Source organism: Aeromonas eucrenophila, assembly GCF_000819865.1.
GTDB classification, from domain to species: Bacteria; Pseudomonadota; Gammaproteobacteria; order Enterobacterales; family Aeromonadaceae; genus Aeromonas; species Aeromonas eucrenophila.
Map to the genome: position 1 here is coordinate 96,524 of NZ_CDDF01000008.1, position 15,816 is coordinate 112,339.

18 protein-coding genes are annotated in these 15,816 nt (G+C 60.1%); 1 reads left to right on the forward strand and 17 read right to left on the reverse strand.

Features of this window, described 5'->3' with window-relative positions:
- From mraY to BN1124_RS09475, 8 genes are all read right to left on the reverse strand, one after another.
- On the reverse strand, positions 1-1,083 hold the full coding sequence (gene mraY / locus BN1124_RS09440) for a phospho-N-acetylmuramoyl-pentapeptide-transferase (protein WP_042641288.1): 1,083 nt from the start codon (positions 1,081-1,083) through the stop codon (positions 1-3).
- Positions 1,077-2,432: a UDP-N-acetylmuramoyl-tripeptide--D-alanyl-D-alanine ligase gene (locus BN1124_RS09445; RefSeq protein ID WP_042641290.1), complete on the reverse strand. Its 1,356-nt coding sequence runs from the start codon at positions 2,430-2,432 to the stop codon at positions 1,077-1,079. Before BN1124_RS09445 ends, mraY begins: the two co-directional genes overlap by 7 nt.
- Positions 2,429-3,910 (reverse strand): UDP-N-acetylmuramoyl-L-alanyl-D-glutamate--2,6-diaminopimelate ligase, encoded by a 1,482-nt coding sequence (gene murE / locus BN1124_RS09450; protein WP_042641294.1) that lies wholly within the window; start codon positions 3,908-3,910, stop codon positions 2,429-2,431. Before murE ends, BN1124_RS09445 begins: the two co-directional genes overlap by 4 nt.
- Complete coding sequence (locus tag BN1124_RS09455; RefSeq protein WP_042641296.1) at positions 3,894-5,657, reverse strand: penicillin-binding transpeptidase domain-containing protein; 1,764 nt, start codon at positions 5,655-5,657, stop codon at positions 3,894-3,896. Before BN1124_RS09455 ends, murE begins: the two co-directional genes overlap by 17 nt.
- Positions 5,654-5,968 carry a cell division protein FtsL gene (gene ftsL / locus BN1124_RS09460; protein ID WP_033132320.1) on the reverse strand — a complete coding sequence of 105 codons (315 nt, stop codon included), beginning with the start codon at positions 5,966-5,968 and terminating at the stop codon, positions 5,654-5,656. Before ftsL ends, BN1124_RS09455 begins: the two co-directional genes overlap by 4 nt.
- A 3-nt stretch (positions 5,969-5,971) precedes the next feature.
- The gene (gene rsmH, locus BN1124_RS09465; protein ID WP_042641298.1) at positions 5,972-6,910 is read right to left on the reverse strand and encodes a 16S rRNA (cytosine(1402)-N(4))-methyltransferase RsmH; all 939 of its coding nucleotides are present in this window, start codon (positions 6,908-6,910) and stop codon (positions 5,972-5,974) included.
- Positions 6,911-7,369, reverse strand: coding sequence for a division/cell wall cluster transcriptional repressor MraZ (gene mraZ / locus BN1124_RS09470; RefSeq protein WP_042641300.1), 459 nt, complete (start codon positions 7,367-7,369; stop codon positions 6,911-6,913).
- Between the two features lie 232 nt (positions 7,370-7,601).
- A complete protein-coding gene (locus BN1124_RS09475; RefSeq protein ID WP_042641302.1) occupies positions 7,602-7,904 on the reverse strand; it encodes a hypothetical protein in 303 nt (100 codons plus the stop codon).
- Positions 7,905-8,159: 255 nt separating this feature from the next.
- Here BN1124_RS09475 and BN1124_RS09480 point away from each other — a divergent pair, with 255 nt between their 5' ends.
- Entirely contained in the window at positions 8,160-9,011 is an 852-nt protein-coding gene (locus BN1124_RS09480) for a lytic transglycosylase domain-containing protein (RefSeq protein ID WP_042641453.1), read from the forward strand.
- Here the strand turns inward: BN1124_RS09480 and BN1124_RS20860 are convergent.
- The 9 genes from BN1124_RS20860 to lafB form a co-directional block, all read right to left on the reverse strand.
- Positions 8,947-9,405, reverse strand: coding sequence for a hypothetical protein (locus BN1124_RS20860; protein WP_082041529.1), 459 nt, complete (start codon positions 9,403-9,405; stop codon positions 8,947-8,949). The two genes, BN1124_RS09480 and BN1124_RS20860, sit on opposite strands and share 65 nt — an antisense overlap.
- Complete coding sequence (gene lafU / locus BN1124_RS09485; RefSeq protein WP_042641304.1) at positions 9,392-10,339, reverse strand: lateral flagellar motor protein LafU; 948 nt, start codon at positions 10,337-10,339, stop codon at positions 9,392-9,394. The genes BN1124_RS20860 and lafU overlap by 14 nt, the downstream gene beginning before the upstream one ends.
- The gene (gene lafT, locus BN1124_RS09490) at positions 10,339-11,196 is read right to left on the reverse strand and encodes a lateral flagellar motor stator protein LafT (RefSeq protein WP_042641305.1); all 858 of its coding nucleotides are present in this window, start codon (positions 11,194-11,196) and stop codon (positions 10,339-10,341) included. The genes lafU and lafT overlap by 1 nt, the downstream gene beginning before the upstream one ends.
- Before the next feature lie 50 nt (positions 11,197-11,246).
- Positions 11,247-11,957, reverse strand: a complete 711-nt coding sequence (gene lafS, locus BN1124_RS09495; RefSeq protein ID WP_042641307.1) for a lateral flagellar system RNA polymerase sigma factor LafS — start codon at positions 11,955-11,957, stop codon at positions 11,247-11,249.
- A 5-nt stretch (positions 11,958-11,962) separates the two neighbouring features.
- Positions 11,963-12,421 (reverse strand): lateral flagellar basal body-associated protein LafF, encoded by a 459-nt coding sequence (gene lafF / locus BN1124_RS09500; protein WP_042641308.1) that lies wholly within the window; start codon positions 12,419-12,421, stop codon positions 11,963-11,965.
- A 40-nt stretch (positions 12,422-12,461) separates the two neighbouring features.
- Complete coding sequence (locus BN1124_RS09505; RefSeq protein WP_042641311.1) at positions 12,462-13,541, reverse strand: flagellar hook-length control protein FliK; 1,080 nt, start codon at positions 13,539-13,541, stop codon at positions 12,462-12,464.
- Positions 13,532-13,852 (reverse strand): LafX, encoded by a 321-nt coding sequence (locus tag BN1124_RS09510; RefSeq protein ID WP_231553623.1) that lies wholly within the window; start codon positions 13,850-13,852, stop codon positions 13,532-13,534. The genes BN1124_RS09505 and BN1124_RS09510 overlap by 10 nt, the downstream gene beginning before the upstream one ends.
- Before the next feature lie 138 nt (positions 13,853-13,990).
- The gene (gene lafC, locus BN1124_RS09515) at positions 13,991-14,383 is read right to left on the reverse strand and encodes a lateral flagellar export chaperone LafC (RefSeq protein WP_042641314.1); all 393 of its coding nucleotides are present in this window, start codon (positions 14,381-14,383) and stop codon (positions 13,991-13,993) included.
- A 39-nt stretch (positions 14,384-14,422) separates the two neighbouring features.
- The gene (gene lafB, locus BN1124_RS09520; RefSeq protein ID WP_042641315.1) at positions 14,423-15,706 is read right to left on the reverse strand and encodes a lateral flagellar capping protein LafB; all 1,284 of its coding nucleotides are present in this window, start codon (positions 15,704-15,706) and stop codon (positions 14,423-14,425) included.
- Positions 15,707-15,816 lie beyond the last annotated feature (110 nt).

Here is a 15,816-nt window from a genome sequence, read left to right on the forward strand (position 1 = left end):
TTATCTCACCTTCAAGGTGGCGAGGCCGAGCAACACCAGCATCAGGGTGATGATCCAGAAGCGCACTATGACGCGCGGCTCCGGCCAACCCTTCTTCTCATAGTGGTGATGGATCGGGGCCATGCGGAAGATGCGCACACCGCGCAGCTTGTAGGAACCCACCTGCAGGATCACCGAGACGGTCTCCATCACGAAGACGCCGCCCATGATCACCAGCAGGAACTCCTGGCGCACCAGCACGGCGATGGTGCCGAGCGCTCCGCCGAGGGCCAGGGAACCGACGTCACCCATGAAGACCTGGGCCGGATAGGTGTTGAACCAGAGGAAGCCAAGACCCGCACCGACGATGGCGGTACAGACGATCACCAGCTCGGAGGTGTAGGGCACATAGGGGATGTGCAGGTAGTTCGCGAAGTTGACGTTGCCGGTGGCCCAGGCGATTAGGGCGAAGCCCCCCGCCACCATCACGGTCGGCATGATGGCCAGACCATCCAGGCCGTCGGTCAGGTTGACCGCGTTGGAGGTGCCGACGATGACGAAGTAGGTCAGCACGATGAACATCAGCCCGAGCTGCGGCATCACATCTTTGAGGAAGGGCACCACCAGCTGGGTCTGGCCGTCGTGAGTGGCCGTGCTATAGAGAAATATCGCTACCGCCAGCGCCACCGCCGATTGCCAGAAATACTTCCAGCGGGCGATCAGGCCGTCGGTGTTCTTGCGCACCACCTTGAGGTAGTCGTCGGCGAAGCCGATGGCACCGTAGGCACCGAGCACGAACAGTACCAGCCAGACGTAGGGGTTATCGAGACGGCACCAGAGCAACACCGAGATGAAGATGGCGGCGATGATCATCAGGCCCCCCATGGTCGGGGTGCCCTTCTTGCTCAGGTGGGATTCGGGACCGTCGTTGCGGATCACCTGACCGAATTTCATGATCTGCAGGCGACGGATGAGACGTGGCCCCATCCAGAGCGCCACCGTCAGACCGGTGATGATCGACAGGATGGCGCGAAACGTCAGGTAGGAGAAGACGTTGAAGAAGGTGAAGTGCGGGGTGAGCAGTTCTGCCAGCCAGACTAGCATGTGGCTGACTCCTGACGGTCAACGACCATCTTGACGATATCTTCCATGCGGGAGCCACGGGCCCCCTTGACCAGAATCGAAATTTCTTGATGTGTATTTATCATTTGCGCAAGCACTTCAAACAACGATGCCTTGTTATCGAAATGTCGGCCAGCCGCGGCATCTGCGGTGTGACGACTCTGTTCCCCTACGGTCAGCACGGCATCGAGGCCCTGCTCGCTGGCGTGGCGTCCGACCCGGGCGTGCTGCTCGGCGGACTCCTCACCCAACTCCTTCATGTCACCGAATACCAGCACCTTGTAGCCACCCATGGCGGTCAGGGCGTCGATGCCCGCCAGCACGGATTCCACACTGGCGTTGTAGGTGTCATCCACCAGGGTGAGACCACCCCAGCGCTGCACGCAGAAACGGCCCTTGACCGGCGCCATCTGCTCCAGCCCCGCCTTCACCGAGGCGAGCGAGGCGCCGAGCGCGAGGCAACCGGCGGTGGCGGCCAGGGCATTGGCCACGTTGTGACGGCCCGGGATCGCCAGTGTCAGGCTCACCTCGCCCTTGGGCGTCACCAGCACGCACTGGGCGCAACCATCGGCGTTGAAACTGATGTCGCGGGCGTGGAACGGCTGACGTTGATCCTCGATGGAGAAGGCGCAATGAATGCCCTTCGCCTGCCACTTGGGCCAGAACTCGTTGTCGGCGTTGACGATGGCCGCGCCTTGTTCACGCAAGCCTTCGAAGATCTCGCTCTTGGCATGGAACACCCCTTCCAGGGAGCCGAAGCCCTCCAGATGGGCCGCCGCCACGTTGTTGATGATGGCGGCATCGGGCTGAGCCAGGGAGGTGGTCCAGGCGATCTCGCCGGGGTGATTGGCACCCAGCTCCATCACGGCAAACTGATGCTGTGGCTCTAGGCGCAGCAGGGTGAGCGGCACGCCGACTTCGTTGTTGAAGTTGCCGGCGGTAGCCAGCACCTCCCCTTCGTGGCGCAGGATGGCGGTCGCCATCTCCTTGACCGTGGTCTTGCCACAGCTGCCGGTGATGGCCAGCACTTTCGGGTTGATGCGCTCACGCACCAGCTTGCCGAGGCGACCCAACCCCTTGAGGCTGTCAGTCACGATCAACTGGGGTACGGCCAGGGGCAGTTCGCGTTCCACCAGCAGGGCAGAGGCCCCCGCGGCAACGGCCTGTTCGCAGAAATCGTGGGCGTCGAAACGCTCGCCGCGCAGGGCGACAAACAGGGCGCCGGCACCCAGGGTACGGGTATCGGTACTGACCGCCGTGATCTCGACATCGCCGCCAATCAGACGGGCATCGAGCACCTGCGCCAATTCGGCAAGCCTGAGGGTCATCATCTGAATGACTCCAATAATGTGTGCAAGGCGGCCGCGACGGTTTCCCGATCGCTGTAGTGCCGCTTGTCGGTTCCAATGATCTGATAATCCTCGTGGCCCTTACCGGCCACCAGGATGATGTCCTGCTTGCTCGCCTGACCGAGTGCCAGCGCGATCGCCCTGGTTCTGTCGTGTTCGATCTGCACGGCGGCGGGATCGCGAAGACCCGCCACCATGTCCGCCATGATCTGGGCCGGCTCCTCGGTACGGGGATTGTCGTCGGTCAGGATCACGCGATCCGCATACTGTTCTGCCATGGCGGCCATCATGGGACGCTTGCCGCGATCCCGGTCGCCACCACAGCCCACCAGGCACCAGAGCTGGCCTTCGCAGTGCACCCGCAGGGCCTGCAAGGCTTTTTCCAGCGCATCCGGGGTGTGGGCATAATCGACCACGGCAAGGGGCGCATCGCCACCGCCGAAACACTCCATGCGACCGGTCACCCCTTGCAGTCTCGGTGCACTCGCCAGCAACTCGTCGAACTCATAGCCGAGCACCAGCATGGCGCCCATCGCCGCCAGCACATTGCTGACGTTGAAGCGGCCGAGCAAGGGGGCGGATAATACACCATTCCCCCAGCTGGAGTTAATGCGTGTGTGAAAACCTTGTTGGTGGAAGTGGGGATCCTGCGCCGTCAACTGTCGCCCTGGATGGTTTTCAATCGGACCATTGACTCCGAAGGCCACGGCGGCGGGATAGCGCGCCAGCCAGGCCCGCCCCAGCTCATCGTCGGCATTGATGACCGCATTGGGCTCATCCCCCAGCTTCAGCAGCTCTTCCTTGGCGGCGCCATAGGCCTCCATGGTGCCGTGATAATCCAGATGATCCCGGCTCAGGTTGGTGAACACGGTCGCCGCGAACGGCAGGGCCGAGACTCTGTGCTGCACCAGACCGTGGCTGGAGACTTCCATCGCTACCATATCGGCCCCGCTCTGTTGCAGGGCTGCCAGATTTGCCTGTACCTCCACCGCGCTACCCGTGGTGTTCTGTGCTTCCACCAGCTCACCGAACAGGCCGTTGCCTATGGTGCCCATTACCCCGGCCTTGCCACCCAGCAGGGTGCGCCAGTTGGCCACCAGCAGCGCCGTGGTGCTCTTGCCGTTGGTGCCGGTGATGCCCACCAGTTGCAGCTTGTGCGCGGGCTGATCGTAAAAATAACCGGCCAGTTCGGAGAGTCTGGCGGGCAGCCCGGGGATCCCGAAGCAGGGCACGGCCAGTGACGGCGGGGTGAATTCACCGTCCTCCTCAAACAGCACGGCGGCGGCACCCTGTGCCACCGCCTGTTCGATGAAGCGTCTGCCATCCACCTGATGCCCGCGGACGGCGACGAAGAGACAACCTGGCCCCACCCGCCGACTGTCCAGCTGGATATCGGTGAGGGGGAGCGCCGGGGCATGAATGCCGAAGGGGCGCAGCAGTTGATCAAGTACGCGGTGCAAGGGGAGCCTCCGTACGGGCAAGTTTGGCGGGTACCTCTGCGGGCACCGCGTCGGGACGAATATTGAAGAGTTGCAGCACGCCGCCCATGGCCTCGGCGAACGGCGGTGTCGCGACGGCGCCGCCGTAGTAGGCGCTGCCCTTGGGTTCGTTGATCACCACCACCATGACGAAGCGGGGGTTGCTGGCGGGAGCAAAGCCGGCAAACCAGGCCATGTAGTCCTTGCCGTAACCGCCGGCGACGGCGACCTTGGCGGTGCCGCTCTTGCCGCCGACCCGGTAACCCGGGATCTGCGCCTTGGGGATGGCATTGCTGACCACATATTCCAGCGCCTGCAACATGGCGGTGGCATTGTTGTGGTCGATGACCTGCTCACCCTTGGGCGGGGTGGTCACCTTGATGATGGAGAGCGGCACCCGCTTGCCCTTGTTGGCCAGGGTGGCGTAGGCGGAGGCCAACTGCAGCGGGGTAACTCGCAGGCCGTAGCCAAACGACAGGGTCGCCCGCTCGATGTCGGACCAACGGCGACGCTGGGGCAGCATGCCGCTGCTCTCCCCCATCAGGCCACTGCCGGTGTCCATGCCGAAGCCGACCATGCTGAGGGTGTTGATCATCTCCTGGGCCGGCATCCGCAGCGCGATGCGCGACATGCCGATGTTGGAGGAGTAGCGCAGGATGTCGTACAGATTGGTCGCCTTGTGAATACTCACATCGCGGATCTGCTTGGCCCCGATAAACAGCGGCCCACCCTGGATGGTGTCCTTCCAGCTGGTGACGCCCGCCTGCAGGGCACTCAACAAGATCAAGGGTTTGACGGTCGATCCCGGCTCATAGGTGTCGGTCACCACCCGGTTGCGCACCCGGAAACTCTGGTACTGGCCGCGGTTGTTCGGGTTGTAGGAGGGGGTATTGACCATGGCGAGTACCTCGCCGGTCTTCACGTCCAGCATCACCATGGAGCCTGAGGTGGCCTTGTTCTCGTCGGTGGCCCGCTTGAGGGCGCGGTAGGCCAGTGCCTGCACCCGCTGATCGATGCTCAGTTGCAGATCGTTGGCGTTCTTGCCCTCCTTGACCAGACCGAGCCGTTCGATGACCCGACCCTGCCTGTCCTTGCGGACCCGCATCTCGCCCGGAGTCGCGGTCAGCCACTCGTTGTAGCTGCGCTCAATCCCCTCGATGCCGCTGCCGTCGATGTTGGTCACCCCCACCAGGTGGGAGCTGATCTCGCCGGTGGGGTAGAAACGGCGGGCCTCTGGCCGCAGATAGATGCCGCCGAGCTTGAGGCCCTTGATGTATTCCGCCACCGCAGGGGTCACCTGGCGCTGGAGATAGACGAAGCGCTTGCTCGGATTCGAGATGCGGTGCTTGAGGGTGTTGATGTCGAGCTTGAGCACGGCGGAGAGCGCCAGCCAGGCGCGCTCGTTATGGATGGCGCCGGACTCGTGCACCGTCTTGGGGTCGGCCCAGACCGCTTCCACCGGCACAGACACCGCCAGCTGTTCGCCGTTGCGATCGGTGATCATGCCGCGCACGGCCTGGGTGGAGGTGGTGCGCAAGGAACGCATGTCCCCTTCCTGACGCAGCCGGTCGGGATCGATCACCTGGATCCAGGCCAGACGCAGGATCAGACCCGCAAAGGCGATACCGATGAAAAATATCAGCGTGCGAAAGCGCCACGGGTAGAGTGACGGGGCTTTGGCCTTGGCTTTGTCCTTTGCCGGCGCCTTGGTGGTGGCCTTGCGTGTCATGGTTGGGTTATTACCTTCTCGGTGGTCACCAGCGGGCGAGCCATCTGCAGTTTGTCCATGGCCAGACTCGCTACCCGGGAATGTTCGGCCAGGGTGCCCTGCTCCAGCAGCAGGTGTCGCCACTCGATGTTGAGCCGATCCTCTTCCGCCATCAGGTCATTCTGCTTGGCGGTCAAACCCCGGGTCATGTTGGTCACCAGGATCACCGCAAAGGCGGTGATCAGCACGGCGACGGCCAACACAATCTGCAACTTGTGGCGCCAGAGATCCCCGATGATCTCCTTGGATAGATGAACGCGCACCTCGCTCATGACTTAATCCGCCAGACGCTGGGCGACCCGCAGCACCGAGCTGCGGGATCGACTGTTTTCGGTGACTTCATGCTCGGAAGGCTTGAGGGCCTTGCCGATCGATTTCAATTTGCGGCCGCCGGCCAGCTGCGCCTCGGTCAACGGGATGCCACGCGGCACCTCGGGTCCCTTCTCGTGCTTGCGGATGAAGTGCTTGACCAGGCGGTCTTCCAGGGAGTGGAAGCTGATGACGGAGAGCCGCCCTTCAGGAGCCAGCGCCTGCAGGGCACCGTCCAACGCGGTCTCGATCTCGTCCAGCTCGCTGTTGATGTAGATGCGGATGGCCTGGAAGCTGCGAGTCGCGGCGTGCTTGCCCTTCTCCTTGCTCGGGTTGACCCGGGCTATCATCTCCGCCAGCTGGCGAGTGCGAACATAGGGCTCGGTAACGCGATCGTGGACAATGGCGCGGGCAATTTTCTTGGCGAAACGCTCCTCACCGAAGGTTTTCAAGACCCAGGCGATGTCGTCCACATCGGCCTTGGCCAGCCACTGCGCGGCGCTCTGGCCGCTGGTCGGATCCATCCGCATGTCGAGCGGACCGTCCTTCATGAAGCTGAAACCGCGCTCCGCATCGTCGAGCTGGGGGGAAGATACCCCCAGATCCAGCAGGAAGCCGTCGACCTTGCCGAGCAGACCGCGCTCATCCAGATAGGAGGTGATGCCGGAGAAGGGACCGTGCACGATCTCGAAACGGGGATCCTGGATCTTGGCAGCCTCGGCTATTGCCTGGGGATCCCGATCGATGGCGATCAAGCGGCCCTGTGGACCGAGCTTTTCAAGAATGAGACGAGAGTGACCACCCCGGCCAAAGGTACCGTCGACATAGATGCCGTCCGGCTTGATGGCCAGCCCTTCGACGGCTTCGTGCAACAGCACTGTGATGTGTTCAGCGGCTTGGGTCATTTATAGAGAAAAATCCTGTAGTCGTGGTGAGCTTGCCCAGTCATCCTCAGGCAAACCCTGAATGTCATCATTGATCTGTTGTTGCCAGCGGGCTTCATCCCACAGCTCAAACTTGTTGAGCTGGCCCACCAGCATGATTTTCTTGTCCAGTCCGGCGTGGTTGCGCAGCGGCTGGCTGAGCAGCAGACGGCCATTGCCGTCCAGTTCGCACTCCACGGCGTTACCGAGCAGCAGGCGCTGCAGGCGGCGTTCTGCCGGATTGGTGCTGGAAAGCGTCTTGAGCTTGCGCTCTATCTCTTCCCATTCGTTCAGGGGATAAAGCAGCAGACAAGGGTGAGCGATGTCGATGGTGCAGACCAGCTGGCCGTCGCATTCGTCGCGCAGCCAGTCTCGATATTTGGTCGGAATCGCCAATCGCCCTTTGCTGTCCAGGCTGATGGCGTGAGCGCCACGCAACAAATTGCAGTCCCCGAAGGTGAATTAAGGAGGGCAGACTGCCCCATAAAACCACTTTGATCCACTTTTCCCCACCTTGAAGTTTAAGGACGAGCAGAGGGCTTTTCAAGCAAGGATCTCGGGCATGGGGAACATATTGACGCAGCGCGGGGAGACGGCCGATTAAATGAGTTGATTTTCCACGAGTTATTGATGGTGGAATTAAATTCATCCCATCAGTAACGGCTGAGAAATATTAAAGATCAGGGGTAATGATGAAACGAAACAGCACGACCGCACACAGAATAATGCTCACTCCCACTACGGGATAGATGATATAGCCATCTCCCGCCCGCCGGGCACGCAGGACAACTAGCTGACAGAGCAGCAGGTTATAGAGGATGAGCAGGAAAGTCAGTAGAAGATTGGCGACAAAGGTCAGCTCCTCTGCATAAATGACATAAAGCCACATCAAGCCAAAATTGGCGAGGATCAGATAGAGCAAAAATTTCTGAATCGCCCTACCCGCCTTTGGGGTCTTTTTTACTCGTGTTATCATGCTTATCACGTCCTGGATACCACATGAACAGTCGACAGAAATTGTCAAAAACTGTTGAGATTCATCATGTTTTTATCATCTTCCCGCCAGGTCATCGCCTCCTTGATTAAATTATCACCTCGTTTGTTCGCCGGCCTGACACTGCTGCTGAGCGCCTATGGTCATTCTTATGATAATTATCATTGGCAGGCAGGCTTTCCTACCCCCATCAGCGGGAAAGGTGCCGAGCTGGTCAGCCAGCAAACCCAGTTTCTGTTGCAGCAACAGAACCACCTGCAAAGACGGATCACCCAGTCGCAGCCCATGATCCGCTGGGTAGAGCAGCAGGTTCGTGACCACAAATTGCCCTCCATGCTGGCGTTCCTTCCCCTGATAGAGAGCAGTTATCGGCTGGATGTGGTTTCCTCGGCGGGGGCCGCCGGTCCCTGGCAATTGATGCCAGACACTGCAGCGCGCTTCTCCGTGCCCATGACAGCCAGTTTCGACGGTCGTTACTCATTGCCACTGGCAACGGAAGCGGCCCTCACCTATCTCGGCTGGTTGTATCAGTTCTTTGGGCAGGATTGGCTGTTGGCGTTGGCAGCCTATAACGCCGGGGAAGGACGGGTGTTGAAGGCGGTACTCAATGGGGGAACCCGCAATCTATGGGAATTGTCGCTGCCGACCGAAACCCGCCTCTATGTGGCACGTTTCATCGCCCTCTCCCAGCTATTGGACAGGGCGGCGCATTATCATTTCGTGCTGCCATCGTGGCAGGAAGGAGACAGTATTCAGGTGTGGCGACAGCCCGGAGAGTGCTCATTGCTGAGCTGGGCGATGGCCAAGGGAGTATCCATGAATGAAGCCAGCCGCTGGAACCCGGCCTGGCAGTTACCCGATGTCCAGGGCGTCACCAACTGCCCCATCGTCTATGGTCACAGCAAGGCCCCCGGCAGCAAGCAAAGTGAGCGGCCCCTGCTGGTGCGAGCGGTGTCACTCGAGAGCCTGCACGATCCTCTCTTGCTGCAACCGGCAAGAGGCCTGGACATGGGCCCAGGTGGTTTTAATCTTGCGCCGTTGCCGGATCCGCTGGGATTGAATCAGACCCGCCCTCTGCTGGTACCATGAAACTGTGACGCCAATGGCTGAGCACGGGGGCGAGGTCTACAGACTCTGGATGAGCCCAACGCGCGCCATAGAAACTCAGGTACTGGCCAATCGCTCGTCTGTGAGTGATCTGGCACTCCAGCACTATCCTGGGCGATAACGACAGACTGACCACATCTGGCAGCATGAAACGGGACGGTGTCAGAAACCCCACGCCACCCGGGCCTATGTCCTTGATCACCGCCCGCCCGATACGCTTGTCGAACAGCAGACCTGACACCATTAGCCTGGCCGCAATGCCGCAGCTCTGTGACTCCAGGGGAGTGGTACCATCGTGCAAATACCAGCGGGGGACCTTGCGCCTGGGATCGTTGAACTCACTCCATTCCGGCTGTTCGGTATCAGGGGTTCCCATGAGTGACGGCATCCTTGGCTTGCTGAGTGGCGGCTTGGGTTTGGGTGCTAAATAGCTGTTCCAGATTTTTCTCTGCCTGGGTCGTCATCACCAGCAGCTCGATGCGGCGGTTCTGGCTGCCTCTGGGATCGGCGGTATTTTCCAGCATGGTATCCGACATAGCGACTACCTGGCCGATTCGCTCAGGCGGCATGCCGCCGGCGAGCAAGACCCGTCTCGCCATCATGGCCCGATCGGATGAGAGCTCCCAGTTGCTGTAGTTGTCCCCCGCAAACGGGGTGCTGTCGGTGTGACCCGAGATCATGACCCTGTTCTCCACCCGCTGGAAGACGGGGGCCAACGCCATCAGCAGATGGCGGAAGAAGGGGCTGATGCGGGCACTGCCACGGCTGTACATCTCACGCTCGTCATCATCGCGGATCAGGATCCGCAACCCCTGCGGCACCAGTTGCAGCTCCAGGTTGTTCTTGGCCTGCATCTGATCCGCCATGGAGCCGATGAAGCCAGCCAGTTGTTTCATCTGCGCCTCCCCTTCGATCTTGCCGACCAGCAAGCTCTCATAACCGCCGTCGGCACCGTCATTGAAGATGCTACGGTTACGCTCCATGTGTTTGGGCATTCGCTGCCCCTCTTTCACAAACTGCGGGCTCAACTCTTCCAGTACGGAGGGATTGCCACCTAGATCAACCGGATAGGGGCTGTTGCGGATGTCGAACGGGTTAGCCTCGCTGTCCATGATGCTGTAGTCGCGCAACCGGCTGGCGACCACCTCACGCTCCTCCTGGCTCGATACCGCCAGGATCCAGAGCACCATGAAGAAGGCCATCATCGCCAGGGTGAAATCGGCGAAAGCCACTTTCCATGCGCCACCGCTCTTGGGTCCGCTGCTGCGCCTCTGCTGGCGCTTGATGATGATCTGCTCGTGGTTACGCATCACATGGCCCTGTTCGTCACCCAATCTTCCAATTCGAGGAAGCTGGGTTTCACATCAGGCTCCAGCATCTTGCGGCCCGAGTCGACGGAGAGCAGCGGCGTCTTGCCACGTAACTGGGCGATCAGGATCGACTTGATGCACATCAACATGCCGATGCGACGCTTGACCATCTCTTCCATGGCGTTGCTGATGGGCTCCAGCAGGCAGTAGCATAGGAAGATACCGATGAAAGTGCCCACCAGGGCCGCGGCCACATGGACCCCGATGTTGCTCAAGGGGCCATCGAGCTGCTGCATGGTAATGATGATCCCCATCACGGCGGCCAGGATGCCAAAGCCGGGACACGCCTCCCCCGTCTTGTGCAAGGCGTGCGCGGGCTTGAGCATGTCCTCTTCGATGGCCATGATCTCCTGCTCCAGAATGGTATCCAGCTCGTGGGGAGTGATCTTGCCCATACCCAGCAGGCGCAAGTTATCGATGATGAAACCGAGCAACTGCGGATCCTCGGACACCTGGGGATACATCAGGAAGACCGAGCTCTGCTGCGGATTCTCGATGTGCTCGTCCAGCGCCTTCATCCCCTTGCTACGCGTCTCTTCCAACAGTTGATGCATCAGGGTCAGCAGCTCGCGATAGATCTCCTTCTCCCCCTTGTTGGACTTGAAGCAAAGCTTCACCTGGCGCCACATTTCATGCATCACCTCCTTGGAGTTGCCAAGGAACATAGAGCCGGCAGCGGCACCAATGATGATGATGAGCTCAGCCGGCTGCCACAGGGCGATAGGGCGCCCCCCGGCCATCATGAAGCCCCCCAGCACACAAATGAAAATGACACCAAGACCAATCTGTTTTTGCATGGATGCTCCCGCAGAAATCATGAAGCCTCACCGCGGGGGAGAGGCGTTAGTTATATGGAATCGACCAATCGCTGCTTGAGCTGAAGGACACACTGTTTGTGCAGCTGGCACACCCGCGACTCGGTCAGGCCGAGCACCAGGGCGATCTCCTTCATGTTCAGTTCTTGCTGGTAGTAAAGGGAGAGCAAAAGTTGCTCCCGCTTGTCCAGGGAGCCGAGTACCTTGCTGAGGGTCATGGCCAGGTCCACATCGTCGGATTCTGCGGTCGGAGCCTTGCCACCGCTCTCCAGCCACTCTTCCAGGCTTTGCAACGCCTCGGCCTGGCTGGCGTAGGCTAGCTGACGCACCTCCTCGACCGAGCACTCCAACGCCTGCGCCAGCTCCTGTTCGGTCGGATTGCGTCCGAGACGATTGAACAACTCGCGTTGCACCTGATTATGGCCATGCACCTGCTGACGCAACTGACGGGGACGCCAATCCAGACGGCGCAATTCATCCAGCATGGCGCCGCGGATCCGCTTGAAGGCATAGCTCTCGAACTGGGGATCAGGCTCACTACCGTAGCGTCGCCAGGCCTCCAGCAGGCCCATCATGCCGACCTGCTCCATGTCCTCCTGATCGAAACTGGCCGAGACCTGACTGCGCAGGTGACTGGCGGCCCGCTTCACCAACGGCAAGTAGCGGGTCAGGATCGCCTGTTCGCCGGTTCGGGGGGGTGAGACGGTTAGATCGTCATGGGTATCCCAACCTGAATCCAGCATGCCCGTTATTGCACCAGCACCTTGGTGATCAACACTTCATCCAGATAGGGCTGATAGCCATATCCCTGCAGTGTGGTCGCCAACTTGCCGAGAAGAGAGGTTTGCAGGGCGGAGATGTTCTGTAGCTCCTTCTTCACCGCATCGTGGGAGCGATGGCTGAAATATTGCACCATGGCATTGCGGATCAGGGGGGTCAGCTCATTGAGGGTCTCAAGTTGCTTGGGGTTATGGGTGACCAGCGCCAGCTCCAGCACCAGATAATGGGGTTCGACGTCCCCCTCCAAGCTGATGACAAAACGCTCCATGGGTTTGAACAGCGGTGTCTTGCTGAGCTCTGGCTTGGCCTCGGCCAAGCCCAGCCAAACGGCAACGGTATCGCGCTTGAGATAAGCACCATAGGCCAGCACCGCCAGCAGGCACAGGGCCATTACCACTATCATCAACCACTTCATGACACGCCGCATAATATAGAATCACTCTCGCTATTGCCGGAATATGGATAAATCACACCAGGGTATTAAGCCAATCCTGAACCGCACCATCGGATGTGGCAGCCTCTTCACTCCACTGCCGCCTTCCCGCCAGGATTTTGTCCTGTTGTTGCCAACGATCCCCTCGCTCCTGTTCGCCACCCTGACCGACATTCACCTCGACGCCACCGGCATGGTGAGGTGCCAGGCTCATGCGCAGCCGTTCCATCGACTGGATCAGGGCCTCACGCACCGCCGGGTTGGTCACGTTGAGCTGCACGTTCAGTCGATCTCCCTCGACCCTGACCGTCAATTCGAGACGGCCCAACTCCGGAGGATCGAGGCGAATATGGGCCTGCTTGATACTCTGGTTGACCTGCAGCTCGACCTTGTCTTTGAGTACATCAACCAGTTGCTGGCCCCACTGGGCCGGACTGTCGGCCAGGCGAGCAGGGGCCCACTGATACTCGGCAGTGCGGGTCGGTGGCACCGGCGCCAACTGTCCTGCCATGGCTTTGAAATCGGAAGTGAGTGGATCCCGCTCGGACGAAACCTCCACTCCGAGCAGAGGTTGCAAGCTGGCTGCCAGCTTGTCGGACAGTGGCAACTTGTCACTCTGGCCGGCCGACTGGCTCAGCACTCTGGCGATGTCGGCCGTAAGCAGAACGGGCCTCTCTTTGCTCCCCTGAGCCGGCGCCACCATGGGGGGCCGCTCGGCCTCCAGCCGCTCGAAGCGGGACAGGGCACGTAACGCCACCGACACGGACGGAGATCCGTCCTTGACTCCTTCAGTAACAACCGAAGGAGCCGATGGATCCGGCTGCTGGCGAGCGGCCAGCAACCGCGACGCCTCTTCATGACGAACGAAAATAGGTGGCATATGGGAAAAAGCGTGCAGTTGCTCCACCACATCAGGCATAGACTGATCTTTCGTATTGCCATCAGTCTCTTTGACAGTAGTTTCATCTAAAGAAAGGGAAGGTAATGCTTCCTGCTGGAACTCCAGCGGCTGATACGACTCCCCCTGCTCGTCCGGTTGACGAGAGAGGCGAGTGAAACCAGTCGGTTCCTGTGCGGGCACAGCATCGGCACCGATAAACTGGATCAGGCCCATTCTTGTGCCTCATCATAGGCTTGTAGCCCTTCCTGCTTATCTGACAGGGACTGCCACTCCTGTTTGCGCAGACTGGTTTCTTGCTGGCAGAGCGCGAAGGCATCCTGATGCCAGGCCCGCACCTGATCACGGGCCGGGGCCAGCGATTGCCACAACGCGGGTTGCAGACGCACATGCCCGATGAACTGGGCCAGACGCTGATCCGTCAGGCGCACTGCATCCCACTGCCCGGCACGAGCCTGCTGTAGTATCAGACGCCCCAACCCCAAGAGCTGGCGCTGGCGAGTCTCGCGTTCCGTGCCTGGTTGCACAGACCCTGTCATGGGCATGATGATGGCCTCAAAATAAGATGACCCTGCTAGTAAGCAAGGAGCAGGCCATATATATAATTATTAGGTTTCAATGCGTTATGTTCATAACGGCATGAATGAGGAAAGCAGGCTTCCGCCTTAGCGAGGATGGCGCGCCATCGCTTCCCAGCCTTCTTTCAGCTCCAGCAGGATGCGGCGTACCTCGGCAAAGCCAGCCACATCGTTGGCCACGCTGATCTCGAACAGGCGTTGCCCGCAATAGTCGTACAGACGGTGCAGATTGGTGGCCAACTCTCCCCCCTTGTCCATGTCGAGGGCACTGTCGAGCCCCCCCAGGATCTGCAGGCACTTGTTGATGGATAGCCCTTTGCGTTCGTACTGTTTGGCCAGGATGTGGCCCTCTGCCCGCGCGACCTCGTCGAGCAGACCATCCATCAGCATCAGCACCAGTTGGTGCGGATCGGCACTCGCCGCCTTGGCCTGGGTGGCGGCGAACTGGTAGGCATCGTAGCCATCTTGGGGTTCAAACATGAGAGACTCACTTATTCAGGAGGATACGCGCTCACCGACTCACAATGCGCCCATGGTCTGCAGCATCTGGTTCATGGTGGTGAACTGATTGAGGTAGCGCTTATACGCGGATTCCATACGGCGATCCAGTGCCTCCATCCGCTCATTCACCCGCTTCTCGCTGGCCTCCAGGCCGGTCTTGCGTCCCTTTAAAGCACCATCACGTTTGGTGTAAGGATCGAGCGAATCGCTCATCCGCTTGAGCAGACCATCATCCCCCATCAGCGCCTTGCCGAGCAGCTCGGGATCTTTTTCCAGCGCCTTGTTGAAGTCGGTCTCGTTGAAGGAGAGTTTGCCCGCCTTGTCGGTCTTGATGCCGAGACTGCTGAGGCTGAGCCCATCCGGCAGGTCACGCACACTACGAGAAAGAGCGCTCTTGAGGCTGCGCACCCCACTATCGGAGGAGAGGGCCCCCGGCGCCTTGGGATCGCTGGAGGTCATCTTGGCCAGCTCATCGATCAGCTCGTTATAGCTGTCGACAAACTTCTTGAGGGAGCCGGTCACGGCTTCCTTGTCTTGATCTATGGTCACCAGCAGGGGGGCGTCGTCTACCTTCTGCGCCTTGGTCAGCTGGAAGGTCAGGCCGTCCACCACGTTTTCGATCTTGTTGCTGGCGGAGGTGATGGTCAGCGGGTTGTCGCCCCCCATGCGCAGCTTGGCATCCTGTGCCTGGGTGATATCCGTCTTGCCGGCAACGGCCGTGCCCAGCGCATTGGCTGCGTCTCCGCTGTAGCCCAGGGTGATAGCATTCTCCACCCCGCTATCCTTGCTGGTCAGTACCATGCTGACCTTGCCGTCGGTACGTACCAGGGTCGCCTTCACGCCCGGATTGTCCTTGGCATTGTTGATATGGGAGACCAGATCCTTGGCGGTAGCGCCCGCAGGCAGGCTAGCCAAGTCGATGTCGATGGTTTTGCCTTTGACCGTCAATGAGAAGACCCCATCGGCCGGCAGCGGCGTGGTGTCGCTATCGAGCTGCAGACCCACCTGATGGGACTGGGCGAGTTGCTCCACGAAGAAGTTGTACTGACCCGAGCTGGCCTTGCCATTGCTCGTCACCGTCATCACCCCGTCCTGGGACATGGTCGCCTTCTGGGCCTGCAGGTTAGTCGCCTTGTTCAAATCCTTGAGCATGGCCTGGAAGCTCGACAGCTTGGTGGTGAGCGTACTGATGGCACTCTGCTGCCCCTTGACGCTGTCAAGCTGCTTCTTGAGCAACTTGTCCATGTTCTGGCGCTCGATAGCGACCAGTTGCATCGCCGTGCTGGCTGGATCTACTTGCATCATCACATCCTTATCAACTTAATCAGTGGCATGCCTGTTGGAAAAAACCGGCTCGGCTCTTTCCAACGCACAAGCAATAACAAGGCCACCCCTCGCGAAGTGGCCTGGCA

Excerpts from the sequence above, each read along its gene's own strand:
- mraY (WP_042641288.1), bottom strand. The coding sequence starts at position 1,083 with ATGCTAGTCTGGCTGGCAGAACTGCTCACCCCGCACTTCACCTTCTTC.
- BN1124_RS09445 (WP_042641290.1), bottom strand. The coding sequence starts at position 2,432 with ATGATGACCCTCAGGCTTGCCGAATTGGCGCAGGTGCTCGATGCCCGT.
- BN1124_RS09455 (WP_042641296.1), bottom strand. The coding sequence starts at position 5,657 with ATGACACGCAAGGCCACCACCAAGGCGCCGGCAAAGGACAAAGCCAAG.
- ftsL (WP_033132320.1), bottom strand. The coding sequence starts at position 5,968 with ATGAGCGAGGTGCGCGTTCATCTATCCAAGGAGATCATCGGGGATCTC.
- rsmH (WP_042641298.1), bottom strand. The coding sequence starts at position 6,910 with ATGACCCAAGCCGCTGAACACATCACAGTGCTGTTGCACGAAGCCGTC.
- BN1124_RS09475 (WP_042641302.1), bottom strand. The coding sequence starts at position 7,904 with ATGATAACACGAGTAAAAAAGACCCCAAAGGCGGGTAGGGCGATTCAG.
- BN1124_RS20860 (WP_082041529.1), bottom strand. The coding sequence starts at position 9,405 with ATGGGAACCCCTGATACCGAACAGCCGGAATGGAGTGAGTTCAACGAT.
- lafU (WP_042641304.1), bottom strand. The coding sequence starts at position 10,339 with ATGCGTAACCACGAGCAGATCATCATCAAGCGCCAGCAGAGGCGCAGC.
- lafT (WP_042641305.1), bottom strand. The coding sequence starts at position 11,196 with ATGCAAAAACAGATTGGTCTTGGTGTCATTTTCATTTGTGTGCTGGGG.
- lafS (WP_042641307.1), bottom strand. The coding sequence starts at position 11,957 with ATGCTGGATTCAGGTTGGGATACCCATGACGATCTAACCGTCTCACCC.
- lafF (WP_042641308.1), bottom strand. The coding sequence starts at position 12,421 with ATGCGGCGTGTCATGAAGTGGTTGATGATAGTGGTAATGGCCCTGTGC.
- BN1124_RS09505 (WP_042641311.1), bottom strand. The coding sequence starts at position 13,541 with ATGGGCCTGATCCAGTTTATCGGTGCCGATGCTGTGCCCGCACAGGAA.
- lafC (WP_042641314.1), bottom strand. The coding sequence starts at position 14,383 with ATGTTTGAACCCCAAGATGGCTACGATGCCTACCAGTTCGCCGCCACC.
- lafB (WP_042641315.1), bottom strand. The coding sequence starts at position 15,706 with ATGCAAGTAGATCCAGCCAGCACGGCGATGCAACTGGTCGCTATCGAG.